The sequence below is a fragment of the Actinopolymorpha cephalotaxi genome, assembly GCF_013408535.1.
In the GTDB taxonomy this organism is placed as follows: Bacteria; Actinomycetota; Actinomycetes; order Propionibacteriales; family Actinopolymorphaceae; genus Actinopolymorpha; species Actinopolymorpha cephalotaxi.
On record NZ_JACBZA010000001.1, the window covers coordinates 5,892,410 to 5,919,005 of the forward strand.

The 26,596-nt window shown below is 73.6% G+C and carries 21 protein-coding genes and 1 pseudogene; 8 read left to right on the forward strand and 14 right to left on the reverse strand.

Features of this window, described 5'->3' with window-relative positions:
- The first annotated feature begins 15 nt into the window (after positions 1 to 15).
- On the forward strand, positions 16 to 756 hold the full coding sequence (locus FHR37_RS26240; RefSeq protein WP_092883850.1) for a PIG-L deacetylase family protein: 741 nt from the start codon (positions 16 to 18) through the stop codon (positions 754 to 756).
- 28 nt (positions 757 to 784) lie between these two features.
- On the opposite strand, the gene FHR37_RS26245 is transcribed toward FHR37_RS26240, so the two are convergent.
- Positions 785 to 1,339 carry a hypothetical protein gene (locus FHR37_RS26245; RefSeq protein ID WP_139238982.1) on the reverse strand — a complete coding sequence of 185 codons (555 nt, stop codon included), beginning with the start codon at positions 1,337 to 1,339 and terminating at the stop codon, positions 785 to 787.
- Positions 1,336 to 2,430, reverse strand: coding sequence for a hypothetical protein (locus FHR37_RS26250; RefSeq protein ID WP_092883852.1), 1,095 nt, complete (start codon positions 2,428 to 2,430; stop codon positions 1,336 to 1,338). Before FHR37_RS26250 ends, FHR37_RS26245 begins: the two co-directional genes overlap by 4 nt.
- 112 nt (positions 2,431 to 2,542) lie before the next feature.
- Between FHR37_RS26250 and FHR37_RS26255 the strand changes: the two genes are divergently transcribed.
- Positions 2,543 to 3,370 (forward strand): NmrA/HSCARG family protein, encoded by an 828-nt coding sequence (locus tag FHR37_RS26255; protein ID WP_092883853.1) that lies wholly within the window; start codon positions 2,543 to 2,545, stop codon positions 3,368 to 3,370.
- Here the strand turns inward: FHR37_RS26255 and mptB are convergent.
- The 3 genes from mptB to FHR37_RS26270 all read right to left on the reverse strand — a co-directional run bounded on the left by mptB (position 3,336) and on the right by FHR37_RS26270 (position 6,364).
- Entirely contained in the window at positions 3,336 to 4,976 is a 1,641-nt protein-coding gene (gene mptB, locus FHR37_RS26260) for a polyprenol phosphomannose-dependent alpha 1,6 mannosyltransferase MptB (RefSeq protein ID WP_139238983.1), read from the reverse strand. The two genes, FHR37_RS26255 and mptB, sit on opposite strands and share 35 nt — an antisense overlap.
- A complete protein-coding gene (locus FHR37_RS26265; RefSeq protein ID WP_237768834.1) occupies positions 4,957 to 5,832 on the reverse strand; it encodes a glycosyltransferase in 876 nt (291 codons plus the stop codon). Before FHR37_RS26265 ends, mptB begins: the two co-directional genes overlap by 20 nt.
- A 79-nt stretch (positions 5,833 to 5,911) precedes the next feature.
- A complete protein-coding gene (locus FHR37_RS26270) occupies positions 5,912 to 6,364 on the reverse strand; it encodes an ATP-binding protein (RefSeq protein WP_092883856.1) in 453 nt (150 codons plus the stop codon).
- A gap of 301 nt (positions 6,365 to 6,665) precedes the next feature.
- Between FHR37_RS26270 and FHR37_RS26275 the strand changes: the two genes are divergently transcribed.
- Positions 6,666 to 8,069 carry a S8 family serine peptidase gene (locus FHR37_RS26275; protein WP_175542544.1) on the forward strand — a complete coding sequence of 468 codons (1,404 nt, stop codon included), beginning with the start codon at positions 6,666 to 6,668 and terminating at the stop codon, positions 8,067 to 8,069.
- 22 nt (positions 8,070 to 8,091) lie between these two features.
- Here the strand turns inward: FHR37_RS26275 and eccCa are convergent, their stop codons facing one another.
- Positions 8,092 to 12,180, reverse strand: coding sequence for a type VII secretion protein EccCa (gene eccCa / locus FHR37_RS26280; RefSeq protein ID WP_092883858.1), 4,089 nt, complete (start codon positions 12,178 to 12,180; stop codon positions 8,092 to 8,094).
- Positions 12,181 to 12,336: 156 nt separating this feature from the next.
- Between eccCa and eccD the strand changes: the two genes are divergently transcribed.
- Positions 12,337 to 13,731 (forward strand): type VII secretion integral membrane protein EccD, encoded by a 1,395-nt coding sequence (eccD, locus tag FHR37_RS26285; RefSeq protein ID WP_175542545.1) that lies wholly within the window; start codon positions 12,337 to 12,339, stop codon positions 13,729 to 13,731.
- Between the two features lie 50 nt (positions 13,732 to 13,781).
- Here eccD and FHR37_RS26290 read toward each other — a convergent pair whose 3' ends face one another.
- A complete protein-coding gene (locus FHR37_RS26290; RefSeq protein ID WP_092883860.1) occupies positions 13,782 to 14,477 on the reverse strand; it encodes a hypothetical protein in 696 nt (231 codons plus the stop codon).
- On the reverse strand, positions 14,474 to 15,793 hold the full coding sequence (locus FHR37_RS33325; RefSeq protein WP_139238984.1) for a type VII secretion protein EccE: 1,320 nt from the start codon (positions 15,791 to 15,793) through the stop codon (positions 14,474 to 14,476). The genes FHR37_RS26290 and FHR37_RS33325 overlap by 4 nt, the downstream gene beginning before the upstream one ends.
- 232 nt (positions 15,794 to 16,025) lie before the next feature.
- Here FHR37_RS33325 and eccB point away from each other — a divergent pair, with 232 nt between their 5' ends.
- The 3 genes from eccB to FHR37_RS26310 all read left to right on the forward strand — a co-directional run bounded on the left by eccB (position 16,026) and on the right by FHR37_RS26310 (position 18,647).
- Positions 16,026 to 17,609: a type VII secretion protein EccB gene (eccB, locus tag FHR37_RS26300; RefSeq protein ID WP_092883862.1), complete on the forward strand. Its 1,584-nt coding sequence runs from the start codon at positions 16,026 to 16,028 to the stop codon at positions 17,607 to 17,609.
- 376 nt (positions 17,610 to 17,985) lie between these two features.
- Entirely contained in the window at positions 17,986 to 18,273 is a 288-nt protein-coding gene (locus FHR37_RS26305; RefSeq protein WP_092651384.1) for a WXG100 family type VII secretion target, read from the forward strand.
- 83 nt (positions 18,274 to 18,356) lie between these two features.
- Positions 18,357 to 18,647, forward strand: a complete 291-nt coding sequence (locus tag FHR37_RS26310) for a WXG100 family type VII secretion target (RefSeq protein ID WP_092883863.1) — start codon at positions 18,357 to 18,359, stop codon at positions 18,645 to 18,647.
- A 43-nt stretch (positions 18,648 to 18,690) separates the two neighbouring features.
- Here FHR37_RS26310 and FHR37_RS26315 read toward each other — a convergent pair whose 3' ends face one another.
- From FHR37_RS26315 to FHR37_RS26335, 5 genes are all read right to left on the reverse strand, one after another.
- A complete protein-coding gene (locus FHR37_RS26315; protein WP_092883864.1) occupies positions 18,691 to 19,266 on the reverse strand; it encodes a hypothetical protein in 576 nt (191 codons plus the stop codon).
- 594 nt (positions 19,267 to 19,860) lie between these two features.
- Positions 19,861 to 20,895 carry an NAD(P)H-dependent flavin oxidoreductase gene (locus FHR37_RS26320; protein ID WP_092883865.1) on the reverse strand — a complete coding sequence of 345 codons (1,035 nt, stop codon included), beginning with the start codon at positions 20,893 to 20,895 and terminating at the stop codon, positions 19,861 to 19,863.
- A 92-nt stretch (positions 20,896 to 20,987) separates the two neighbouring features.
- Positions 20,988 to 22,181, reverse strand: a complete 1,194-nt coding sequence (locus tag FHR37_RS26325) for an ATP-binding protein (RefSeq protein WP_092883866.1) — start codon at positions 22,179 to 22,181, stop codon at positions 20,988 to 20,990.
- Between the two features lie 70 nt (positions 22,182 to 22,251).
- Entirely contained in the window at positions 22,252 to 23,358 is a 1,107-nt protein-coding gene (locus FHR37_RS26330; RefSeq protein WP_092883867.1) for a DUF1648 domain-containing protein, read from the reverse strand.
- Complete coding sequence (locus FHR37_RS26335; RefSeq protein WP_092883868.1) at positions 23,358 to 23,819, reverse strand: GntR family transcriptional regulator; 462 nt, start codon at positions 23,817 to 23,819, stop codon at positions 23,358 to 23,360. The genes FHR37_RS26330 and FHR37_RS26335 overlap by 1 nt, the downstream gene beginning before the upstream one ends.
- A gap of 278 nt (positions 23,820 to 24,097) precedes the next feature.
- On the opposite strand from FHR37_RS26335, the gene FHR37_RS26340 reads away from it, so the two are divergent.
- Entirely contained in the window at positions 24,098 to 25,540 is a 1,443-nt protein-coding gene (locus FHR37_RS26340; RefSeq protein WP_237768835.1) for an MFS transporter, read from the forward strand.
- A 169-nt stretch (positions 25,541 to 25,709) separates the two neighbouring features.
- Here FHR37_RS26340 and FHR37_RS32735 read toward each other — a convergent pair.
- Positions 25,710 to 26,402: pseudogene (locus tag FHR37_RS32735) on the reverse strand (O-antigen ligase family protein); the annotation flags it as partial.
- Positions 26,403 to 26,596 lie beyond the last annotated feature (194 nt).

Genomic DNA, 26,596 nt, shown 5'->3' on the forward strand with positions numbered 1-26,596 from the left:
CAGGAAAGGGTCTCCATGACCGAGCAGCCGGACTTCGAGCCGATGCCAACCGACTGGGAGCGCTGCCTGGCGATCGTCGCGCATCCGGACGACCTGGAGTACGGCGCGGCCGGTGCGATCGCCGGCTGGACCGCCGCCGGCCACGAGGTCAGCTACCTGCTGGTGACCCGCGGCGAGGCGGGCATCGACAACCTCTCGCCCGCGGAGGCCGAGAAGGTCCGCGAACGCGAGCAGCGCGCCAGCGCCAGGGTCGTCGGGGTCGACAGTGTGCAGTTCCTCGACCACGCCGACGGCGTCATCGAGGAGGGTCCGCGGCTGCGCCGCGACCTCGCCCGGGCGATCCGCCGGCACCGGCCCGAACTCCTGGTGACCCTGAACCACCACGACAGCTGGGGGATGCCGGGCAGCTGGAACACCCCCGACCACCGTGCGGTCGGCCGGGCCGTGCTGGACGCCGCGGGCGATGCCGGCAACCGGTGGATCTTCCCCGAACTCCTCGACGAGGGACTCGAGCCGTGGGACGGCGTCCGCTACGTCGCGGTGGCCTCCTCCCCGTACGTCTCGCACGCCGTCGACGTCACCGCCACCCTCGACCGCGCGGTGGCCTCGCTCGCCGAACACCGCGCCTACATCTCGGCGCTGGACGGCCGGGACCCGGTGGAGTACGCCCGGGAGCACCTCACCACCCACGTGCAGAGCGCGGCGGAGCGGTTCGGCGGTCGGCCGGCGGTGTCGTTCGAGCTGTTCTGCCGCTGAGGAGCTCCGGTCGGTAAGCCGTCGGCAGTCAGCCGCCGACCTCACGGCGTACGGCGGTCACGGCGGCGCTCACCCGGGCCGCGCGCGTCCGTCCGGGGCCGGCCTCGTTGACGTACCCCACCAAGTGCCGAAGGTGCGCCTCGCCCACCTCGTCGGCGTCGATGCCCGCGCCGGCGAGGGCGGCGGCCAGGTCGGCCGGGACGTTCACCTGACGCCGGCCCTCCGGCAGGACGAGCGTCCCCTCCCACGACTCCGGCAACGAGTCCGGGTCCGGGCGCGGGTGTGTCCCCGGCCCGGCAGCCGCGCCGCTCGCTCCCAGCGGGCTGACCAGGGTCACGTCGTCCAGCGTCAGCACCCGCACCCGCACCGCCCGGCACGTCACCCGCGTCGAGCCCGCCGGGGGTTCCGCGGGCCGCGACTCGGTGAGCAACAACACCGCCGGGCGGTAGCTGTCGTACCCGGTGAGCCGGCGGTCCAGCACGTACGCCGTCGCTCCCGCGTGGTCGTGACGCTGCCCGCGCACCGCGATCCGCGTGGGCCCGGCCGTCCCGGCTGTCCCGGCCGTCCGGGTGGAGCCGCTCATCGGCACGGTCCGGTCAGCGCACGGCCCGCGTACGTCGAGTACCACAGCGGCCGGTAGCACCGCCATCGCTCGGGGACCAGGCCGCGCGGTGCGGCGGTGCGTTCGATCTCGCGCCGGATGTCGAGGTAGTACGCCAGGTCGCCGGCGTCCCCGGCGCGCAGCAGGTCCATCAGCGGCGTGTGCGACTGGTAGACCTGCACGGACGGGAACACCGTGCAGTGCGGGAGCAGCGTGCGCAGGAAGTCGCGCATCACCGGGTACGGATCCAGGCCCACGACGTAGGTGAACGACGTCTGCAGGCCGGCCGCCCGCGCCCGGGCCAGCAGGCCGGGCATCTCCTCCGGTGTCAAGCTCGCCTTGCTCGCCTTCAGCAGCACGTCCCGGCGCGACGCGCACTCGGCGGTGAGGAACAGCAGGAACGGCCCGATCTCGGCGGTGATCTCGGCGAACGCCTCCGAGCTGCGCAGGACCGAGGTCAGCAGGCCGATCCGGGGCGACAGACCGTGCTCGGTGAGCACCCGGCGCACCGTCCGCAGGTGGGTGAGCGCGGCCTCTTCGGTGTGGAAACAACCGGTGGAGATGGTCACCTCGTCGAGGTCGCGCAGAGATCCGCCGGGCGGCAACTGCGCGGCCAGACCCGCAAGCAGGGCAGCGATCTCGTCCTCCAGCCGCAGCCGGGGATCGACCGCGTCCTCCAGCGTCGTGGGGCAGAACGCGCACCCGGTGCAGCGGCTGCGGGCGTTCGGGTTGAGCGTGGCGGCCCGCCAGCGGCGGCCGTCCCAGCAGCGCAGGTAGCCCGGCACCGCGTCGTCCACGGCGCGGCGTTCGACCCGGGCGAGCGTCCGGCCGTCGACGCACAGCCGGTCCTCGACGAGTTCGAACGGCGAGTCCGGGCGGCCGGCGGGTACGACGACCACGCGGGACTCGCGCTCGCCGGCCACCCGCACCAGTAACCGGATCCGGGAGCCGAGCGGGGTGCGGATGCCGTACAGGTTGACCGCGACCAGAACCAGCTCGGTCCAGGCCACGCCGTGGTCGTGGGCGAGGTCGTGCCACCTCGCCAGGGGCGGCGTGTCCAGGAGTGCCGTCATGGCAGACCCACTTCCACCGACGCGCCGAGGCCGAACGCCGGTGGCGATTCGTGCGACAATTTTCCGCGGCTGGTTTCGTCCGCCGATCCCCCGTCCACCCGAGGAGTTCGCCGTGCCCGAGAGCCGCAGCATCCTGGTCACCGGAGCGACCGGCAACCAGGGCGGAGCCGCCGCACGGGCCCTGCTCGACCGCGGCTGGCCGGTGCGGGCGTACGTCCGCGACCCGGCCAAGCCCGCGGCCCGCGCCCTCGCCGACCTGGGCGCCGAGCTGGCGACCGGCGACCTCGACGACACCGACGCCCTGCGGGCGGCGATGACCGGCGCGCACGGGGTGTTCAGCGTGCAGCCGCTGGCGATCGGCGCCGAACAACTGGCCGCGGAAGTACGCCAGGGCACGGCGGTCGCCGACCTGGCCGCGCAGACCGGGGTCTCGCAGCTGGTCTACAGCTCGGTCGGGGGCGCCGAACGCCACACCGGAGTCGACCACTTCGAGACCAAGGCCGAGGTCGAACGCCACATCGCGCGGCTGGGTCTGCCCGCGACGATCCTCCGCCCGGTGTACTTCATGAACAACCTGCTCTATTTCGACGTGGCCGACGGCGAACGCGTCGTCAACCTGCCGTTGCGCCCCGACCGGCCGCTGCAGCTGGTCGCGGCCGACGACATCGGGTGGTTCGCCGCCGACGCGTTCGACCACCCCGACGTCTACCTCGGCCGGCAGCTCGAGCTCGCCGGGGACGCGCTCACCCTGCCCGAGATCGCGGCGGCGTTCGAGGAGGTCACCGGCGTCCGCACGCGCTGGCGGGCGGAGCCGGTCGAGTCGCGGATGTACGAGTGGTTCGCCGAGGCGGGCTACCAGGCCGACATCGCGGCCCTCCGGGAGCGGCACCCGGGGATGCTGACGTTCAGGGAGTTCCTGACCCGGCACCTCCCGAGGTAGGCAGGCGCTCGGGCCGCGTTCGTACGTCCTCACCGGTCGGCAGTACGCCCTCAACGGCCGGCGGCCGGTCGCGGTGGGACAGGCACCAGCGAACCAGCCACACCAGGATCGCGATCTGCACCAGCGGCGTCACCGTGTCGCGGATCCGGTCGGTCACGAAGCCGACCGCGGCCGGCAGGTCGACCACCCGGCCCGGCACGTACGCCGCGGCCATCATCGCCGTGCGGGCGAGCACCATCGAGTCCAGCCGGCCGGCGGCCAGCCCGGCCAGCGGCGCCCAGGCGAGCAGGTCGTACCACGGCAGGCTGTACTGCGTGGTGAACACCCAGGCCAGGCAGAGTACGGCAGCCACCCGGACCGCCTCCGGTGTCGGATCGGCCGCCGGGTCGCCCGCCGAGTCCGCCGGCCGTCCCCGTATCGCTCCCGTCACCGGCCCGCGCACCGCGGGCGGAACCGCCCGCCACAACAACGCCGCGAGCAGCACCGTCGTCACCGCGGAGGCGACGGCGATGACCGCACGGGCGGCGGGCATCGGCATCACGAACAGGTACAGCGGCCCGAACAGCAACCGCCACGGCGTACCCGACGACACGAAACTCGGCGCCGCCAGCACCCGGTCGAACACGTGCGGCCCGGCGAAGACGTACGTCCCGGCGAGCGTGAGCAGCGACCCGGCGCACAGGGCCGCCGCCGCTCGTGGCGACCGGCGCAGCGCCCACAGCAGCGCCAGCCCGTACAGCCCGACGGTGAGCTTCACCGCGCCGCCGAGTCCGACCAGCATCCCGGCCGCGAACGGCGAGCGGCGGACCACCACCAGCGCGGCCACCGCGAACACCACCGCCTGGGCGTCGTTGTGCGCGCCCGCGATCACCAGCCAGGCCAGCACCGGGTTGGCGAGGACGCACAGCACGGCGCGGGTGCGGGCCCGCGGCGCCCGCCCGGCCAGCCGTACCGCCAGCAGCCCGACGGCGACGAACGCCAGCGAGTTCGTGACCTGCAGGCCGAGGACCGTGGCCTGGGTGGAACCGCCGCCCAGCCAGGCCGCCGCCTGCTGCAGCCAGGTGCCCACCGGGCCGTAGACGGAGGTCGCGGTCTGCCACGGCCGTTCGGTCGCCGCGACCACCGGGTCGGGTGCGCTCAGCAGATACTCGGCCGGCGCGGTGAGGTACGGGTCCCCGCCGCGGGCCGCGATCCGGCCGTACGCGGCGTACATCAGGACGTCCCCGGAGGCCATCGGCGGCACCAGGGTCAACGCGGTCACCCCGGCGATCCCGAGCGCCGCCAGCCGCCGCGGGCTCGGCTTCCATCCGGCGGAGACCGCCCGCAGACCGGCGCACAGCCCGAGGGCGCCCACGGCCAGGCCGGTCAGCGCGAGCGTGACCACCAGCCAGGGCGGCGGATGCGTGTCGAACCAGTACGGCGGCCGCCATGCCGCGCGCTGGGGCAGGGTGAGCGCGACGACGGACGGGCCGAGAAGTCCGGTGACGGTGAACAGCGCCACGCTCGCGCCCAGACCGAGCACCGCGAGCCGGCCCGCCCGGCCGGCACCGCCGGCCAGGTCGGCACTGTCGGCCCGGTCGGCCCCGTCAGTTCGTACGTCGGTCACGACGGGGAGGATCGGCGCCGGCGTCCGGGCCGGCATCGGCATCGGCCTCCGGGCCGCTGGGTGGCGCGTCCGAGGCGCGGCGGGCGGTGGTCGTCGCGAACGCCGGAAGCGTGGGAACGGCCGAGAGGGGTACGACTCCCCGCCGGGCCAGCGCCTCGGCGACGTGCAGCCACTGCCGGCCGCGGTGAAGCTGCCCCCGCAGGTCGGCGCCGGTCACCCGGTGCTGGAAGTCGACCGGCACCTCCGCGACCCGGAACCCCCTGCGCAGCAGGTCGATCGTCATCCCCACCTCGACCCCGAACCCGCGGGCCAGCGGGCCGGCGGCGTCCAGCGCGGGCCGGCTCAGGCAGCGTTGGCCGCACAACGGCTGGCTGGCCTGCCATCCGGTGGCCCGGTCGATGCCGGCCCGCGCGAGCCGGACGACGAAGCCGTGCCCGCCGCCGGGTCCGGCGGTCTGCGGCGGCATCACCGCGATGGTGAGGTCGGCGGTGCCGTCCAGCACCGGGCGGACCAGCGGCTCCGCCCGGGCGGCAGTCTCGGCCAGGTCCGCGTCCAGGAAGAGCAGGTGCCGTGGTTCGGAAGGGTTCTCCCGCGCCTCGATCGCCGAGACCGCCTGCGCACCGGTGGCCAGTGCCGCGGCCTTGCCGCGTGGACGGTGATGGCCGACGACGACGGCGCCGGCCTCCTGCGCACACACGGCGGTGGCGTCCCTGGAGCCGTCGTCGACCACGACCACCAGGTCGACAGCGGGAACCTTCCCGGCGGCGCGGACGGTCGCGGCCACCCGCGCGGCCTCGTCCCGTGCGGGGATGACGACCGCCACCCGGGCCGGCTGCGTGGACATGGGACCGGACACGGCACGAGCCTAGGTGTTCCGGGTCGTGATTCGAAGTGGGACACCTGGGCCGAGTCGACCTCGGACCCGCACCTGTGGGTCAGCCCCGGCCGGTGCTGGGCGTCATGTCGAGGCTGGGCGTCATGTCGAGCACGGCGTACACGGTGGTGGTGCGGTCGCCGCGGCGTACACCCCACCGCGCGGAAAGGTCGTCGACGATCGCGAGACCGCGGCCGCCCAGGGCGGACGCCGGCAACTCCAGCGGGCGGGGCTCGGTCGGCCCGCCGCCGTCGGTGACACTCACCTCGAGCTGGTGCGGATGCCGCCTCCACGTCACCCGCAACGCTCCGGTGGCAAGGGGCCGCGCGTGCCGGAGGGCGTTGCCGACGAGTTCGCTGAGTACGAGGACCGCGTCGTGTACCTCGTCGGACGCGATGCCGGCGCCGCGGAGGTCGGCGGCCAGTCGCCGCCGTGCCGTCCGGGCGCTGGCGACCTCGAACGGCAGCACCAAGGCGGTGGAGGTCGTCGAACTCTCGACGGATACCACTGTCACGCCTTCTCCTTAGACCTCCGCTCGCCACACCTTTGTGCCGTGCCATCCCGCGTAGGCATGACGCTTTGCTTCCCGCACCGACAGGGGCGGAAACCCTCACCGGCCATGGCAAGGAGTTGTCCGGGGAGCGCACACGGGGTCACAGGCGGTGGTTTTCCGGATGTGGCCAGGGAGGACGGGCGCTCAGATCAGCACGCCGGACCACCCGGCACCACCCGGGTTTGGCTGTGGACGGCTCCAACGAGACACCCGGCGACGCCCGGTAATCTCGCCCAGTGTGACGTGGGCGAACGGCCGGACCATGCGAGCAGCGGGAATCCTACCCGCGCTGGCACTGGGCCTCGCCATCCTGGTTCCGGCGGCGGCCGCGCCGACGCCGGTGGCCGCCGCGCCGAACCCCACGCCCACCCCCACCGCGAGCCGGACGCCGCCGAAGTCTCCCACCCCGCCGGCCACGTCGCGGACCGGCGAGGACCCCGGGGACACCGGAGATACGGGGGACACCGGAGACGGCGCCGGTGAGGGGAACGCGCCGGTCAACCCCAGCCGCTACCAGAACAACGACTGCCGAAACCAGTTCGCCGGTCCCGCGGCCGACGCCGGGCAGCCCTGGGCACAGAGCCGCCTCCAACTGGACCGGCTGACCCCCTTCGCCACCGGGCGCGGCGTCACCGTCGCCGTGGTCGACACCGGCGTCGACTTCCGCAGCCGCCAGCTCACGTCCTCCCGCGCGCCGCACGCGGCCAGCTTCGTGCAGGACGAGGACACCCCGATCCCGCCGTGGCGCGACTGCGCACCGACCGGCCACGGCACCCTCGTCGCGGGCATCATCGCCGCCCGGGAGATGCCGGGGGCCGGACTGCGCGGCGTGGCACCACTCGCCTCCATCCTGTCCGTACGGGTCGCGCCCGGACCGGAGCAGGGTTCGGCCGCCGCGCTCGCCGACGGCATCCGGTACGCCGCCGACAACGGCGCCGACGTCATCAACGTGTCCGTCGTCACCGGCAACGAGTACGACCCGCTCGGGCGAGCCGTCCGCCACGCCCTGGACAAGGGTGTGGTGGTGGTCACCGCCGCCGGGAACACCGGGGGCAACCAGGGCAACGCCGAACAGTGGCCGGCGGAGTTCGCGGCGGAGAAGGGGTACGAGGGCCTGATCGTGGTCGGCGCGGTCGACGAGCAGGGCAAGGTCGCCGACTTCAGCACCACGTCGGTCCCGGTGTCCGTCGTCGCACCCGGCACCAACCTCACCAGCACCGCTCCGGTGAGCAACTACCAGCGAGGACAGCAGGGGACGAGCTTCGCGGCGCCGTTCGTCACCGGTCTCGCCGCGCTGCTGGTGGAGAAGTACCACCACAAGCTGACGCCGGTGCAGGTCAAGCGGCTGATCGAGGACACCGCCGACCATCCGGGCCTGGACCTTCCGGACCGAAGCTACGGCTACGGGATGGTCAATCCGTACGAGGCGCTGACGCAGCTGCTCCCCGAGCCTGAAACCACCCGGCGGCCGGAGACCGGTCCGGCGATCGCGCCGCTTCCCTCGCTCGCCGCGACCGACTCCACGCCGCGCACGGTCGCGCTCGGCGTCGGCGGTGGCGCGGTCGCCCTCACGCTGCTCGTGCTCGCCGGGGTCACGGTGGCCCGGCGGGGGCGGGCTCGCGGCTGGCGCCCCGGCCCGGACGCGGACGCCGGCGCCGGCCGCTAGGGCGTGCCCCCAGCAGGGCCGGTCAGGGGAGCGGCTCGTCGGTGGTGCTCTTGACGTACGCGGTCTGGATCAGCCGGGTGCCGAGACGGCGGCTCACCAGCGTGCCGCGGCCGGGCGGCAGCGGCGCACCCCGGACTCCACCCCACAGCTGGCCCTCCTCCTTGCTGCCGGACATGATCAGGCCCGGGTTGCCCATGTCCCGGATGCGCTGGACGATCGGGTCGTACATCACCCGGCCGGCGCCGCCGAAGCCACGGGCGATGATCACGTGCAGGCCGATGTCGCGGGCCTGGCTCACCAGGTCGGTGATCGGAGCGAGCGGGTTGCCGGAGGAGGTGGCGACCAGCTCGTAGTCGTCCACGATGAGGTAGAGGTCCGAGCCCTGCCACCAGGACCGGTTGCGCAGCTGCTCGGGGGTGACGTCCGGACCGGGCAGCCGCTTACGCAGGGCCGCGCCGACGTCCTTGAGCAGCGATGTCGCGGCGTCGGAGGACGCGGCGTACCCGATCAGGTGGTCACCGCTCACCGCGTCCAGCAGCGCACGGCGGTAGTCGATCATGATCAGCCGCGCCTCGTTGGGCGGGTGCCGGTCGACGACGCCGCGGGCGATGACCTCCAGCAGGTTGGACTTGCCGCACTCGTTGGACCCGAACACCACCAGGTGCGGCTCCTCGTCGAGGTTGAGGTAGACCGGCGCCAGCTCGTCCTCGTCGATGCCGATGGGGACACCCGGCCGCGGGTCGGCACCCACCTGCGGCAGGCGCTGCAGCGGAAGCTCCTCCGGCAGCAGCCGCACCGGCGGCGCCGCCGGCCCCTGCCAGGCGTCAGCAATCGCGGCGACCATCGCGTGCACACCTTCGGCGACGTCCTCGGCGTCCTCCGCCCCGTCGATGCGGGGCAGCGCGCCGAGGAAGTGCAGTTGCTCCGGCGAGAGCCCGCGGCCCGGCCGGTTGGCGGGGACGTTGGCAGCGGCCCTGCGGTCGATCTCGGAGTCGTACGGGTCGCCGACCTTCAGCTCCAGCCGGGTCTGGATGAGGTCCTTGATCGCCATCCGGAACTCCGACCACTTGTTGGCCGTGGCGACCACGTGGATGCCGAACCCGAGCCCGCGGGCGGCCAGCGTGGTGACCGCGGACTCGACGGCCTCGTGGTCGGCCCGGACCGTCCCCCACCCGTCGACGACGAGGAACACGTCGGCGGCGAACCGGTCCGGCTGGATCCGGCCCGACCGGCGCATCCGGCGGTAGGTGGCGATCGAGTCGATGCCGGCGTCGGTGAAGGCGCGCTCGCGCTGCTCCAGCAGGGTGGTCAGCTCGCCGACGGTGCGCCGGATCGCGTCCGCGTCGAGCCGGGTCGCGACCCCACCCACGTGCGGCAGCCCGAGCAGGGCCGACAGTGTGCCGCCGCCGAAGTCCAGGCAGTAGAACGCCACCTCGTCGAGCCGGTGGGTGAGGGAGTACGACGCGATCAGGCTGCGCAGCAGCGTGCTCTTGCCGGACTGCGGGCCGCCGACGATGCCGACGTGCCCGCCCGCCCCGGCCAGGTCGAGCCACATCGGGTCCCGGCGCTGGTAGTACGGCTTGTCCACCAGCGCGACCGGGGCGCGCAGCAACCCACGGCCCTCCCAGTCGACGGTCAGGCCGTTGTCGGGGCTGACCGTGAGCGGGCCGGGCAGGAGCGAGTCGAGCGTCGGAGGCGTGTCCAGCGGAGGCAGCCACACCTGGTGCGCGGCCCGGCCCATGGACCTCAACTGGTCGACCACCAGGTCGATCAGCACCCGAGCCTCGGGCCGCTCCTGCTGGGGGTAGGCCGGCACCTCCTCCGGCTCCGGATCCACCGGCACCTGCACGATCTCGGGCTCGACGTAGTCGGTGGTGTAGGCGGTGATCCGCGGCACCCAGCGCCGCTCGCCCGGCTTCGGCGGCGGCTTGCGTCCCGGTCCGGCGGCCAGCGCCGACGGCTCGTACGTCCCACCGACGTAGGCGGCCTTGAAGCGGACCAGCCCTTCCGTACCGACCTTGAGGTAACCGCCGCCGGGCTCGCGCGGCAGCTCGTAGGCGTCGGGGACGCCGAGCACGACCCGGCTCTCACCGGCGGAGAAGGTCCGCAGGCCGACGCGGTAGGACAGGTGGGTGTCGAGCCCGCGCAGCTTGCCCTCCTCCAGCCGCTGGGAGGCCAGCAGCAGGTGGACACCGAGGCTGCGGCCGAGCCGGCCGATCATCACGAACAGCTCGATGAACTCCGGCTTCGCCGACAGCAGCTCGCTGAACTCGTCGACCACGATCCACAGCGACGGCATCGGCTCCAGCGGCTTGCCCTTGGCGCGGTCGTCCTCGTAGTCGCGCAGCGAGCCGTAGTTGCCGGCCTGCCGGAGCAGCTCCTGGCGGCGGTTCAGCTCACCGGCCAGGGCGTCCTGCATCCGGTCGACCAGGATCAGCTCCTCCTCGAGGTTGGTGATGACCGCGGAGACGTGCGGCAGGCTGTCCAGGCCGAGGAACGTCGCGCCGCCCTTGAAGTCGACGAGGACGAGGTTGAGCGCGTCGGGGGAGTGCGTGACGGCCAGGCCGAGCACGAACGTGCGCAGCACCTCGCTCTTGCCCGAGCCGGTGGCGCCGATGACCAGGCCGTGCGGGCCCATACCGCCCTGGGCGGACTCCTTGATGTCCAGCTCCACCGGCTGGCCGTCGGGGGTGAGCCCGAACGGGATGCGCAACCGGTCGTGGCGCGGCCGCGGTTGCCAGATGACGTCGGGGTCGAGGTGGTTGGCGTCGGGGATGCCGAGCAGGCTCATCAGCTCCAACTCGTACTGCGGCTTCTCCTCCTCCACCTCCGCCTGCTCCTCGACCACGCCGGTCGGCCCGACCAGCGCCGACCGCAGCGGGGCGAGCTGGCGGGCGAACGACTCGGCCTGGGCCACGGTCAGCTCGTCGGGCCGGCCGAGCAGGCTCTCCTTGCCGCCCGTGTCCAGGTCGTCGTCGGAACTCGCGGCGACGTGGAACACCTGGTCGGCGGTGAGCCGCAGCCGCATCACGCCGTCGCCGGACCGGCGGACGGCGTTGCCGGTGAGGTCGATCACCGTCACGCCCTGCGCCGGCGCGCTGAGGAACCGCGAGTCGGTGCTGGCGTGCCCGCCGTCGACCAGGACGACCACGTGCGGCTGGTCGGTGAGCGGCTTGCCGTTGGCGGAGAAGAACGGGCGGTTGGCCAGCTCGGGCGCCAGCAGGCGTTCGAGCTCGACCAGCGACGAGGTGACCAGCCGCACCTGGCCGGCGCCGTCGGTGGCGGTGGGGTGCAACGCGTGCGGCAGCCACTTGAGCCAGTCCCAGTCGGCCCGCCGGTCCGGCGCCAGGCAGGACGCGACGACGAACTCGTGCGGCGCGTGGAAGGCGGCGAGGTGCGCGACCATCGCCCGGGCCAGGCCGCGGACCGCCTGCGGGTCGCCGTCCAGGCGTACGTGCGCGAAACCGCGCAGGGACACGGCGACCGGCACGTCGGGAACGGTGCGGTAGGTGGCGATGAACCGGCGCAGGGCGCCCGCGGCGACGGGCTCGAGATCCTCCACCGGCTTGGTCTCCGGCGCGATCAGCTGCAGGACGAACCGCTGGACGCCCTTGGCGACGCGTACGTGCCCGAAGTCGCGGTCGGCCGGCCGGCGTTCCCACAGCCGCCGGCTCAGCGGCAGCACCCACAGGCTGTCGGGCTCGGGATAGCGCCACTCCAGCGCCTCGCGCTGCCGGTTGGCGGCGGTGCGGACCCGTCTGCGGAGCTGGCCGAGGTAGCGGAGATAGTCGCGCCGGCTGCCGTCGACCTGGTGCTTGCGCTCGCCGTTCTTGCCACCGCTGCCGAGCTGGCTGACGTACATCCCCACCATGGACACGGCCATCGTGCCGCTCATCAGCAGCCGCATGGAGTTGTTGCCGGTGGAGCCGCTGGACAGCATGAACGCCATCACCGCGCCGCCGCCGAGCATGGGCAGGATGCCGAACATCTTCTGCATCGCCCCGCCGGGCGTCGCCTCGGGCAGCTCCGGCGGCGCCTCGAACAGCACCTCCCCCTTGGGCATCGCCGGCGGCTGCCGACGGCCGGGGCGACGGTAGAGCACCGTGCTCACTGCGCAACCCCTCTCAGCCGGACCGTCGGGTGCGGTGGATGTGCGGTCGGTGGGTGTCGGACAATGGCAGACAATACGACCCGGCACGGACAGCCCACTCGGGCGTCGGCCAGGCCCTCCGCTCCAGGCTGCCCCAGCGCGATGAGGAGATCAACAGTGGACGCGAACAGCGGCGTGGAGCTCTGCCGCGTCACCGTCGTCGCCCCGCGCACCCGGATGGACCTCGCCCTGCCCACCGACACCCCGCTGGCCGACCTGTTGCCGACCCTGCTGCGGTACGCCGGGGAGAACCCCGACGACCCGGCCTTCCTGCGCGGCGGGTGGGTGCTGCAGCGGCTCGGCGAGTCCTCCTTCGACCCGTCGCTGCACCTGTCCGGCCTGGGCGTACGCGACGGCGACGTGCTCCACCTGCGCCACCGCGAGGGGGCCATCCCGGAGTTCGCGTTCGACGACGTGGCCGACGCGGTCGCGGTGGCCACCCGGGAGCGGCGGGCCGCCTGGCAGCCGTCCGACGCACGGACGACCGCCCTGGCGGTGGCCGGCACGTTCTTCGCGCTGGGCGCGCTGGTGGCGCTGACCACCGGACCCTCCTGGGTGCTCCAGTCGGTGGTGGCGGTGGTCGCCGCGGTCGGCCTGGTCGGCGGCGGTACGGCGATGTCGCGGGCCTTCGGTCAGCCGGACGCCGGCGTGCTGCTGGCCGCGGCGGGGGTCGGCTACGCCGGCGTCGGCGGCCTGCTCGTTCTCGGCGGCGACCACCGGCTCGGCGACTTCGGCGCACCGCAGGCACTGGTCGGGTGCGCGCTGGTGCTGGTGCTGGCGACGGTCTCGGCGTTCGCGGTGGCGGCCGGATGGGACGGCTTCCTCGGAGTCGCGGCGATCGCGCTGGTCGGCGCACTCGCCGCGGCGGCGGTGCTGGTCCTGTCCGCCTCCGCCGGGGTGGTCGCCGCCGCCACGGTGGCGCTCGCCCTGGGCCTGATGCCGTTCCTGCCGACGATCTGCGCCCGGCTCGCCCAGCTACCGCTGCCCCAGCTGCCGACCAGTTCGGAGGACCTGCGCCGGCAGTCCGGCGTGCTGCCGGGGCCGACCGTCCTGCAGCAGGCCGTCGTCGCCGACCGGCTGGTGGCCGCGCTGATCGCCGCCACCACCACGGTGTGCGCGGTCGGCGCGGTCTACCTCACCCGGCAGCCGGGCTGGTTCGGCCCGGCGCTGGTCGGTGTCACCGGGCTGGCGTTGGTCCTTCGGTCGCGGCACTTCCGGGGCCGTACGCACCGGCGGTGGCTGGTGTGCGGCGGGGTGGCCTGCGCCGCGCTGCTGGTCTGGCGGCTGGCGACCGGAGGGGCGGGAGCCGGCACGGTCCTCGCGGTGGGCGTCCCGTGCCTGCTCGTCGCCGCCGCACTCGGCGCCTGGGCGGTCAACGCCCCGGGCCGGCGGCTGTCGCCGTACTGGGCCCGCTACACCGACCTGTTCGAGGTGCTGGTCCTGCTCACGGTCGTGCCGCTGGCGTTCGGTGCGATGGGCGTGTACGACGCGATCATCGCCCTGCTGTCCTGAGTTCCTGAGTCTTCGGCCCGGCGGCCGTCGGCCCTCGGCCCTCGGCGCGGTCAGTGGCCGCCAAACAACCGTTGCTCCGTGCCGCTCAGCCCGAGCTGCCCGAACGCCAGCTGGCCGGCGGCCGCCACGGCGACGACGTCCGGCGGCATCTGGGTGAGCCAGCCGGCGCGGTCCCTGGCCAGGCCGAAGCCACGCCGGGCCACGTCGGCGGCGGGCGGCTCCACCCGCTGCGCGATCAGCAGGTCCGAGGACCGCAGCCGCTGCTCGTCGGTGGGCTCGAGGTCGGTCTGCACCGAGATGAACGTCTGCCAGTCGCCCTGCTCCCACCGCGGCAGCGCCTGGTGGTCGCGGGTGGCGTCGATGACCAGCGACGGCCGGGCGAGGCTGCCGGTGGCGCTCACCCGCGCACCCGTCGGCAGCACCGTCAGCCAGGACGGCCCGCGCGGAACCGCCGCCACCAGCCGACCCCAGGCGGCCACCGCGTCGGTGACCACGGTGACGTGGGCGCCGACCGCGATCGCGCGGTAGGCGACGAGCTGGGCCAGCCGGCCGCGGGACACCACGCAGATGCGCACCGGGTCGCTGCGGAACAGCCGGACGACCAGCGCGCCGGCCTTCCCCGAACCCAGCACCAGCCCGGCCGGCGGCAGCGTGAGCGTGGTGTCGTCGAGGTCGTCCACCCGGGTCTCGTGCGCCTGCACCTGGGGGAGGTGGGTCGGGTGCGGCTGGTGTGTTCGGCGGGTCACCGGGCGCCGCCTCCCATCGGGATCGTGGCGATCAGGCCGGGGGTCTGCTCGCCGTCCAGCCGGACGATCCCGATCCGGGACCGGGCACCTGCCTTGGTGAGCTGACGGAACGCCGTACGCGCGAGCTTGGCGTCGTCGGCCACCACCCGTACGAACGTGGTGGTCCGCACGGTCCGGTCCGGCGCCCAGGTGAGGGCGAGCGAGGCGACGGCGGACTGGACCGGCAGCCCGGCCATCGCCGCCAGCACGCGGGACAGCGACGGAATCCCCGTCCGCGGCCAGCTCCGCAGCCAGCCGCTGACGTGGGCGGCACCGTCGCAGCTCCAGCCGCGCCAGGACTCGGTCGTACGCCGCTCGCGGGGGGCGCCGGTCGCGCGCTGGGCGTCGACGCCGAGGGTGAGGTCGAGGACCTCGCGTAGCTCCGACTCGTCCAGCGGACGGCAGGGCAGCCCGGAGGAGGACAGCACCTTGGTTGCCCAGCCGACGGTGGTACGCAGCGCCCTGCTCACCGCGTCCACGTCGGTTCCGTCCAGCGTCACCGACGTGCCGTCCCGGCTCGGCTCCAGCCGGAGGGCGACCCACCAGGACGTCGCCGCCGGGGTGGACCGGCCGCTGATCTCGGCGTACGACGCGCCGAGCTGGGCGGCGTAGGCACCCAACGTCGGCGCGGGCGCCGGCAGGGTGCGGACGAGCAGTTGCGCGGAGGCGAGCCGGACCCCCTCGGCGTCGCCGACGTTGGCCAGCGCGCCCAACGGGACACGGACGGGGTCGGCGGAGGCGATCAGGTCGTCACCGCGCGGGCCGAGGACGACGACGTAGCCGGTGCCGTCGTGGGCGACCCCGGCCGGGCGTTCGCCACGGCGGCCGGCGACCGCGGACAGCTCGAACGCCGGCAGCCATTCCCGCAGCGGTGCGAGGCCCGGATCGTGGGGTGGGCCCGGTGCGGCCTGGGCGTTGCGCCGGCGAAACCGCGTCCACACCGCCAGCCAGCGCCACAGCGGGCGGCCGTTCCACCACACCGCGGTGCCGAGCACGACCGCGAGGAACACCACTGCGCCGAGCACCAGCAGCACGCCGCCCACGGCCACCCCGGCGGCGAGCAGACCCACCGCGACCTGCCACGCCACGAGCGTGGCGACGGGGAGGGCACCCAGGTGGCGCCCGGGGTAGGAACGCCGCAGCCGGACCCGTCGCCGCGGACCTCCCGGCGAGTCGGCTCGCCGGTCGTCGCGGCGGTCCCGGCGGTCGCGCCTGCGGCCGTTCGCCGGGGACGAACCGGTGCGAGCGGCTGGTTGCGGGGTGCGGACAGCGGACACCGGACCCCTCCTCCCGTGGACGTCAGGCACACCCGTGGGGTGCGGCCCGCGCGGGCTGCGCCGCGGTGGTCGCGGCTCGCCGGAATATCGTAGTGTCGCGGACTCGGGAACCGCCGGGGGCGGCGAGGCCGATCGACCTGCGACCGTGACGCCCCCTGATGTGCCCTCAGAAGTTTTTCGGAAGTATCCCGGCAGTGACCGCGCAGCGCCGTCCGCGAGGAACCCCACCACGATGCAGACCCGACGCGACCAGCTCCAGGCGTACCGCTACCTCGGACGCAGGGTGCTCGCGGCCATGCTCGGCAACGACCCGGAGGCGATCGAGCATCCGATGCGCCGGGTCACCACCTCGACGTTCGCGGGCATCATGGTCGGCGCGCTGGCGTGCGCGGGAGTGGCGTTGTACGCCTGGCTGGGCAACAGCTCGTCCACCCGCTGGAAGAACGACGCGTCGTCCTCGGTGATCGTGGAGAAGGAGACCGGCGCGCTCTACCTCTACCTGCCGCGCTCGGTCCTCGACTCCGGCGGGTCCACCGCGCAACAGCCGGGCCAGACACCGCAGACGCCGCAGGCGCCGGGGCAGGGCGGCCAGGGCGGGCAGGGCGGCGGGGACGACGCGAACATGATCCTGGTGCCGGTACGCAACACCACGTCCGCGCTGCTGATCCGCGGCAGCGGGATGAAGAAGGTGTCGGTGAGCCGGGAGTCGCTCGCCGGGATCCCCCGCGGCCCGGAGATCGGGATCGCGCAGGCGCCCACGTCGGTGCCCCTCGCCTCCAGCATCCGGTCCGCGCCGTGGGCGATGTGCGCGACGGCGGTCGCCGGCGAGAGTGGCGACGCGGCAGGAACGCCGAGGGTCACGGTGCTGATCGGTACGCCGGAGAAGTCGGTCGGCGGCCGCCGGGTCGGTGAGGCCGCCCTGCTGGTGCGCGGCCCGGACGGCGGCGACCACCTCGTCTGGCACGGGCGGCGGCTCGCCGTCGGTGAACGCCCGCTGGCGAGCCTGGGCTACTCCACCTCGGCCGCCGTACCCGTCAGCTCGGCGTGGCTGCGGGCACTGCCGGCCGGGCAGGATCTCGCCGGTCCCGTCGTACCCCGCCGCGGGGAGTCCAGCCCGGTGTCCACCGGCGGCGGGTCCACCACGATCGGCCAGCTCTTCCACACCCCGGACCCCGACCGCTACTACGTGATGACCGCCGACGGGTTCGCCCGGCTCAGTGCCGTACAGGCGAAGATCCTGCTCGGCACCGGCGCGGCCACCGACGGAAGCGGCCAGGCGCAGAGCACCTTCACCGAGATCGCGTTCAGCGTCGTCCTCGCGCACACCTCGCCCACCGACGACGACCTGCAGGTGAAGGACCTCCCGCCGACACCGCCACGGCTGGCCGCCCCGTCGAGACCGGACGCCCCGCTGTGCCTGTGGTACGACAACGACCGGGCCGGCGACCGCGCCCGGATGCACCTCACCACCGGCGGGACCCTCCCGGCGGGTGCCGGGCCGGACGGGTCGACGGGGTCGAGCGGGCCGAACGGGTCGGACCCGTCCACGCCACGGGTGCTCGTGCCGCCCGGTGGTGGTGCGCTCGCCGCGTTGCTCCCGGCTCCGGGCGTACGGCCGTCCGGCTACTACCTCGTCACCGAGTCCGGAGTGAAGTTCCCGGTGCCCGACACCGACACCCTGACCCGGCTCGGCTATGCCGACGCGCACCCGCTGCCGGTGCCCCCGACGCTGCTGAACCTCATCCCGACCGGACCCGCGCTCTCCCAGCAGGCCGCCTACCGCGCCGAACGTTTCGCACCGGAGCCCGGCAAGTAGGGGAGCCGTCAGGTAGCGGGAGTCCGCCCACCCGCGTGCACGACGCGGGCCGGGCCGATGCGGGATTCTTCCGCGGAAGAATCCCGCCGCCGATGCCGCCCGGCTGCCTTCGTGAAGTGGTCCGCGGGAGGAGTTATCCACAGTCGAAGATTTCCCGCTCCCGGCCAAACCTCGTTTCGCGTTAGCGTGTTCTCGCGTCGGGTTCCAACCAGCCGACGATCTCCCAGCACCGCGGTTGACACGGGGACCGCGGTCGAGCGGAACGCACGCGACATCGCGGATCGGCGCCACGAGGCGCCGGTCGACACCGCCCGGCAGGACCGGGCTGACGGAGGAGGTAGGTGTGGGAGGAGCAGCGTCGCAAGACAGAGCTGCGATGGCCGAGGCCGCCCAGCGTGTGGGCGACTCGTTCGACGTCATTGTCGGCATCAAGGGCAAGCTGCAGGACTACAGCAGGGAAGCCGCCGGCCAGTGGGAAGGCAACGCCGCCACCACCTTCACCCGGGTGATGGGCACCTTCGACGAGAAGTTCCTGACGGTCTGCGACGCCCTGAACGACCTGCGGGAGAAGATGGGCGCCGCGCGCATGAGCTACGAGGCGACGGAGCAGCAGCAGGAGGAGGGCGTCAACAAGATCGACCAGCTCCTCAACGGCCTGACCTGATCACTGTCCGACCTGATCACGGCCCGACCTGATGCACGTCCGAGAAGTTCAGCACGCCCTACCTGCACGGGAGGTTCACGTTCATGAGTGATTTGACCAGGTGGAACAGCCAGGCGCTGCTCGACCTCCAGTCCAACCTGCGGCTCGCCTACCGCGGTGTCGAGGACGAGACCAACGACCTGGAGAAGGCCCTCGAGGCCAAGCTCCAGGAGTGGGACGGCGACGCGAAGACCGCCTACTGGGACGCGAAGGCCCAGTGGGAGAAGGCGATCCGGGAGCTCAACGGCGTTCTCGACCAGCTGCACGTGGCCGTCCAGAACGTCCACGACAACTACACCGCGACCGAGCGCAGCAACACCACGATCTTTCAGTAGGTCGCTCGTGTCGTCCGCAGTACGGCAACGGCGATGGTCCCGGTCACCGCACCAGGTGGCCGGGACCTTCGCTGTCCGGGCCGGTCCGGCCCCGCTCGGAGCCTGAACCCACCTGCTCGTTTCCCCCGGCCGCACCGACCGCGCCGGTTCCGCCGGTTCCGCCGGGGTGGGACGTGCTGTGCCGACTGTTCCGGCGTACGACCCGCAGTGCCCACGCGGCTGAACCGGCGACGAGTACGCACCCCAGACCGAGGAGCACATAGCCGGTGGCTATCCGGCCGGTGTCCCCGCCGGCGTGCAGGACCAGCGCGGCGGCGATCAGGACGGCGGCCACGATCGTGACGACCCACCAGGCCGGACCCCAGCGCACCGGTCCCGATCGGCTCGCCCGGGCGGCCCGGCTCGCCCACCAGGCACCCAGCGCCACCGCCGCGACGGTGCAGAGTCCGAGGGCGGTGAACAGCACGAGGTTGGTCCGGTCGCTGGCCGTAGCCTCCGCGCGGCCCACCCCGGCCGGATCGGCGGCGAGTGCCGCGAAGACTCCCCGGCGAGGACCGAGCGAGAAGATCGCGTAGACCACCGCGAGCACGACCTCGACAATGAGCAGGACGACGAGCACCCGGCCGAGCGTATTCGGCTGCTGGCCGGACGCCGCTCTCGGCGGATCCGCCGCGACGGGTGAACCTCCGGTCGCGGGCGACGCCGCCGGTGGGTCGGTGGCGGGACGGCTCGGCGGGGTCCCGCGCCGCGGCGGAGTCTGCCAGGGTGCGGCATCGACGGATCCCGACCACGGTGGCGATTCGGCCGGCGCTTCGGCCGGTCGCCGCCACGACGGCTGGATGGGAGACGGACGGGTCCCCTCCGCCGGGTCGGACACGTCGCGGCCCCGGAGGTCGGCCGCAGGATCGCCTGTCGGGTCGCCTGTCCGGTCACCTGCCGGGTCGGACGAATCGGCCAGTGCCAACCCACACCGCGCACACGTACGAGGGTTGTCGGGGTTGTCGTAGCCGCAACGTGCACAGCGCATCTACGGGAGCCTCGTCATCATCGTCGTGCCGCCGTCTTGCCGGACGGCCGCGAGCCTACCCGGATCGGCACCCGCGACAGGCCGAGGATCGCCAAGCCCTCATCCGGCGCACACCGGGTTTCGTCTCACCGCCGTACGTCTTCTCACCGCCGTACGTCTTCTCACCGACGCCTGCGCAACCTGGCGTCACCCGAGGTATCGCTCGTCGGGGACACACAGCTCGGCGGCGGCCCGCATGTGGCGTTCGGCGTCGTCGCCGATGGAACGCACCACCTCGGCGGCCCGGCGTTCGTCGTGCACCAGGCCGGCCGCCTGCCCGGCGTAGACCACCGCGACGTGGTAGTCCTCCGCCTTCGTGGCCTTTGTCAACTCCTCCTTGACAGCAGCCAGCTTGCCGGCGGACTCCGGGTCGGCCGACTGCGCCCACTCGGCGAGCTCGGCCTCCCGTGGATCCCAGGTGCGGGCGAAGGGGTTGCTCAGGGCCCGGCCCGGATAGCGTTCGGGCCAGCCGACTCCGCCGACCAAGTCGAACACCCTGGTGTGGATCGTGTCGGTCTCCTTGGCCGAGAGCACCGCCATCTTGGCCAGCAGCGGGCTCTCCGCCTCGGGTGTGGCGAGAAACGCCGTACCGATCCAGCCCGCCTGCGCACCCGCGGCGAGCACCGCCGCCAGCCCGCGACCCGTGCCGATCCCACCGCCGGCGAGGACGTAGACGTCGTCGTACTCGACGGCCTCCAACACGCCCTGCAGCAGGGGAAGCGTCGCCACCTGACCGGCGTGATGGCCGCCGGCCTCCGCACCCTGGACCACCACCACGTCGACGCCCGCGTCGACCGCCTTCCGCGCGTCGGCGACCGAGTTGACCTGGGAGGCGGCCAGCGCGCCGGCTCGATGGACCTGGTCGATGTAGGGAGCGGGGTCGCCGAACGACAGCGAGACGATCGCGGGCCGGGCGATCTCGATCTCGTCCATCACGCCGGGCTGGTCCGGCAGAGCCCACACCTGCACGCCGACGCCCCACCGCCGCTGGCCCATCGAGGACGCGGCGTCGAGCTGGCCGCGCACCCACTTCCGTGTCGCGCGGCTGCCCACGCCGACCATGCCGAGGGCCCCGGCGCCACTGATGACGGAGGCGAGCCGGCCACTGCCGGGGCCGGCCATCGGCGCACCGACGATGGGATAGCTCAGGCCGAGGAAGCGGGAGAAATTCGTCTGCAGCATGGCGGCCGACCTCCGGGTGCCGGGTTGGGTTCGCGACGCCAGTCTGCCGGGCACCACCCCCAAGGGCCCGCCCCGCGGATCGGAGTCCCGCCTCAGCTGTGCTGGGAACGCAGGAATGCGCCGAAGTGCGGGACGGTGAACGCGACCGAACCACGCTCCGCGGCGTACACCAGGCCCTTCTTGATCAGCCCGTCCCGCGCCGGTGACAGGCTCTGCGGCCTGCGGCCGAGCAGCGCGGCGACGTCCGCGGTGGGCACCGGCCGGTCGGCGCGTTCGGCACCGAGCTCGGCCATCGCCCGCATGTACTCCCGTTCGGCCGGGGTGGCGCGTTCGTACCGCGAACCGAAGAAGCCGACCGCGAGCTCCGCCTCCGCCTCCGGCGCCGCGACCTTGACGTCGTCGGCGCAGATCGGGCTACGCGGCGCGACGTCCCAGGTGGCCTTGCCGAACGCCTGGACGAAGTACGGATAGCCGTCGGTGACGTCGTGCAGCGCGTCCAGCGCCGCCGGCTCGAACTCCACGTCCTCGGTCTGCGCGGGAACGGTCAGCGCCCGGTCGGCGGCGTCGCGGCCCAGCCGGTCCACCGAGACGTAGCGGAACAGGCGTTCGGCGTAGGACTTGCTCGCCGACAGCGCGGTCGGCAGGTGCGGCAGACCGGCGCCGACCACCACGAACGCCACGCCGCGCTGGCTGATCTCGTGGCAGGCGCCGCACAGCGCGGCGAGCTCGGCGGGCTGGATGTCCTGCATCTCGTCGACGAAGACCGCGACGCCCACGCCGAGGTCGCGGGCGAGCTCACCGGCGGCGGTGAAGAGTTCGGTGAGGTCGAGCTCGAGGTCGCCGGAGTCGGCCCGGCCGCGGGTGGCGGGCACGTCGTACGGCGGCCGCCAGCGAACCCCCTTGCGGTCCTTCACCGACGTCTCCAGCGCGAACGCCTTGAGGACGCCGAGGAAGTCGTCCGCGCGTTCGGGGTCGCGGTGGCGCGGGGTGAGCTCGCGGCTGGCCGCGTGCAGCGCCTGCGCGATCGGCAGCCGGATCGACCGGTCGGGACGGGCCTCGACCTTTCCGGTGCCCCACGCCCGACTCAGGGCCAGCGACCGAAGCGCGTTCAGCAGGACGGTCTTGCCCACGCCGCGCAGCCCGGACAGGACGAGGCTGCGTTCGGGCCGGCCCGCGGCGACGCGTTCGAGCACCACCTCGAACTGGCGTACCTCACGGTCGCGGCCGGCCAGCTCGGGAGGACGCTGGCCGGCGCCGGGTGCGTAGGGATTGCGCACGGGGTCCACGCTCAGACTGTATGGGCTCGTCTAGCCGTGACTCTAGATTTCGTTAGACGTAGCTAGCGGCGTGTCGCGGTCAGCGGAGTACCACCGTCAGGACGATCGGGGCGAGGAGGATCGCCGCGAGCAGCGCGATGCCCTTCGGGTTGCCGATGTTGACCGTCCAGCCCACCCCGAGCCGCTTGGGCACGAACATCGCCGGGTCGGCGCGGTTGACGTAGAAGCTGGCGACGGGCCAGTACCTGTCGTCGTCGCGCTGCACCACACCGGTGTTCTCCTCGGCCGTTCCCGCACCGGGCTCGCCGTCCGCCGGGAGCCGGCTGCCACTCTGACCGGTCCGGAGCGCCGAACCGATCACCACCGCGGTGCCCACCAGGACCGGCAGCACCACCACCCCGGCCGGCAGTCGCGCCCCGCCACCCCACATCTGCCAGCTGATCACCAGCATGGACACGTCGACGAGCGCGGCGAGTACGAGCACCGCCTTGGCGGTGGCGACGAGGAAGCCGCGGTACTGGCGGGCGGAGACCTTCGGTGCGGCCGCGTCCAGGTCGGGCCGGAACCGGATCGAGGCCCACATCAGCCCCACCAGGAGCGCGGTCATCAGCACCTGGACGAACACTACGGCGAACGCGGTGCCCACCGTGGTGGCCATGGTCCGGTCGGGTGTGCCGTCGAGGTCCCAGTGGGTGACGAGGGTCGGCGGCAGGTCGGGGTAGCGCACGATTCCGAGGACCGCGGTCACCGCGGTCAGGAGCACGGCGGGCACCGCCCACAGCCAGGGGAAGCGGACCGGTTCCGTGCGCAGCGAGGTGTCCGCGACGACGCCCTGCCGCAGGCCGTCGTACCAGCCCTCGCGTTCCTTCGCTGCGCCGATCTCCCGGCGGGCTCGCAGGAACGCCGGCAGCCACATCGCGACGATCGCGAGCAGCGCGACGCCCTGCGCGACCGGGAGCGGGAGGAGGTACGTCAGCGCGACGGTGGCCGCCACCACGACGAGCCCGGCGCCGAGGATCCACCGCCGGTACGTTCGCAGCTGCGCCGCGATGACCGGGGCGTCGGCGTGCGCGGCCGGCACCCGGATCCCGAACGGCAGCGTCCGGAGGTTCATCGTGGGCAGCAGCCACAGCACCACCAGGCCGACCACCGGCCCGAACAGGTTCACCACCATCAACTCGGCCATCACTGCGCCCCCTTCTGCCTGGGTTCCTGCTTGGTTCCGGAGCCTGTTCCGGAGTCTCTTCCGGGGTCTGTTCCGGGGTCGGGCCTGAACGACGTGAGCACCGACCGGCAGTGCGTGAGCGCCTCCGGGCTCCGCACTCCCTGGGCGACCGCCTCGGCGAGCAACGTGCGCAGCCGGGCTTCCCAGTCGCCGACGAAGCCGGCTCCCGGCGGGCCGGACCCCGGGTCGCGAACGACGACCGCGCCGCTCTTGCGGTTGAGCCGGAGCAGCCCTTCGTGGCGGAGCAGGTCGTACGCCTTGTTGACGGTGTGGAAGTTGATGCCGAGGTCGACCCCGAGCTGACGGGTGGACGGCAGCGGACTGCCTTCGCGCAGGTCGCCGGCGGCGATGGCCTCGACGACCCGGTCCCGGATCTGCTGGTAGATCGGGACCTCGCTGGTGAGGTCCAGAGTCACGATCATGTCATCTCCCGGCGCTCTGTTATAGAAGTTATAGAACAAAGCGCCGGGTGGCGTCAACCCGATCCCTCACGGACTTTCGATGGGGGTCGGCCGCCTTCGACCGAACGCCGGGCGGGCGAGAGTTCAGCCATCGGCCGATCGCACCGTCTCGGCGCCTATCGGGTCGTCTAGCCATTGCTAGCAGAGAATCTAGATTTGCCTAGATCGGGTGAGAGAGCCGAAGAAGGAGGCGCGGCCGGCTTGAGCTGAACCACGGTTGAGGCCCGAGGCTGGGCACCGTGTCCTTGCTCTCCGCGTACCGGCCCCTGCTGGCCGAACCGAGGCTGCGCCGCCTGCTCGGCGCGTTCGGCGTGAGCGACCTCGGCGACGGGATGAGCGTCGTCGCGGTACCCCTGCTCGCCATCGGGATCGCCGCACCGGGCCGGGCGGGGATGCTGGTCGGCGCGTCGGTCGCGGCGTACGCCCTGCCCGGTGTCGTCGGCGCCCTCGTCTTCGGCCGGTGGCTGCGGCGGCTGCCGGCCGCGCGCCTGCTGCTCGCCGACTCCGTGCTGCGGGCGGCCTGCCTGTCGGCCGTGGCGCTCACCTGGGCGTTCGGCGTCCTGCAGCCGGTGGGGCTGGTCGTCCTGCTCGGGCTCTCCTCGCTGCTGCACGCCTGGGGCTCGGCGGGGAAGTACACCCTGCTCGCGGAGCTGCTGCCGCCGGACCAGCGGCTGGCGGGCAACTCGCTGGCGGGCTCGACGAGCTCACTGGCGATGGTCGTGGGGCCCGCGGTCGCGGGTGTCGGCGCGGCGGTGGCCGGACCCGGCTGGGTGATCGGCGCCGACGGGTTGTCGTTCGCCCTGCTGGGGTTGGTGGTGTGGTCGGTCCACCGGGAGGTACGCGGTGACGCACGAGGCGCCCGGACCGCCGAGTCGGCCGGCGCGGGCGGCTCCACGTCCGGGCTGCGGTTCCTGCGCGGCCGGCCCCTGCTGCTCGGCCTGCTCGTGCTGACCTGGGCGTTCAACTTCCTGTTCGGCCCGGTCGAGGTGGCGCTGCCACTGCACGTGACCGGCGGCGACCGCGGCCACACCACCCTGCTCGGCGCGTACTGGACGGCGTTCGGGATCGGGGCGGTGGCCGGAGGACTCGCGGTCGGCGCGTTGCGGCGGCTCTCGCCCGCGCCGGTGCTGCTGGCCGTCGTCGCCTGCTGGGGGCTGGTCCTGCTGCCGTTCGGGTTCGGCCCGCCGACCGCGGTCGAGCTGGTCTGCTTCGGCCTCGGCGGGATGATCTACGGACCGTTTCCCGCCGTGTCGTACACCCTGCTGCAGTCCCGTACGCCGGCCGCCGCGCTGTCCTCGGTGCTGGCCGCCCGGTCGGCGGTCCTGCTCACCGCGGCGCCGGTGGGTACGGCCATCGGCGGCCCGCTCACCAGCGTGTTCCGGCCCGCGCACGTGCTCGCCGGCTCCGGCGCCGCGACGCTGTTGCTGGCTGTCGCCGCCGTGGTCGCCTGGCGCGGCCGGAGGCTGCTCGGCCGGGTCAGCGCGCCTCCGGCTCAGCCTGCGGCTCCAGCTCCGACTGTGGCTCCGACTCCGACTCCGCGTCCAGCTCAGGCTCCGGCTCCGGCTCGACGCCCGGCGACTCCTCCGCGCCGACCTGCCGCGGAGGACCGTCCGCGGCCAGCCACGGCAGCGCACACCCCGCCACCAGCATCACCAGGGCACTCGCGGTCAGCGTCACGGTGAACAGGTTGTTGGCCATCCCCTGGAAGAGGAACGCCAGCACCGCCACCCCGATGCCGAGCGGCTCACCGGCGGCCGGGCGGCCCGCGGCGGAGAGCTTCCGCGCCCGCCGGATGACCGCCACCGCCACGGCTGCCAGGACGACGTTCAGCACCAGCGCGCCGAGCAGGCCGAGGATGCCGTTCTCCGCGCCGGCCAGCAGCACGGTGTTGTGCGCGTTGTTGCCGGCCACCCCGAACGTCGTCGTCCGGTAGGTGGCGGGGTCGGCCGCGGTGAACGCGGCCTGTTCGCCCGGCCCGACCCCGGCCAGCGGGTAGTGGAGGAAGACCCGGAGCCCGGAGGTGTAGAGCGCCATCCGGTCGGTGCGGTCGTGCGCGATCCGCTCGAACGCCGGCGGCACGAGGACCAGTACGCCGACCAGGACCGCGGCGCCGCCGACCAGCCAGCGCAGCCGTCCGCGCAGCGCCACCAGGGCCGCCGCGGCGAGCACGGTGACCGCGAGCGAGCTGCGGGTGTAGGTGAGGACCAGCGCCACCATCTGCACCAGGACCGCGGCCGACCACCACAGCCGGGTCCGGCGCTCCGATGCGTCCAGGGCGATCCCGAGCGCCACCGGGATGGACAGCACCAGCAGGGCGCCGAGGAAGTTCGGGGACAGGTCCAGCGTCCCGGTCACCCGGCCCGGGATCTCACCCACCAGGCTGGTGTTGCCCTCCGCAGGCTGCAGGCCGAACCCTCCCGGCAGGCCGACGAAGTACGCCACGACGCTGAACGCCGACTCGAACGCGCCCACTCCGGCGAGCGCCCGGGCCACCACCCAGCGGGTGCGCTCCGGCGGCGACTGGGCGAGCACCACCAGCACCATCGCGACGTACAGCAGCAGCCGCCCCGGCCCGCGGAACAACAGGTCGACGGTGTCCGGCAGAGCGTCGGCGTTGACGAACGCGGACACCGTCGCACCGGCCGCGAGCAGCCCCGCCCCGAGCACCAGGCCGCGGCCGTACGGCACCCTGCCGAGCGGGCCGTGCCGCCAGGCGGACGGCACCAGCAACGCCAGCC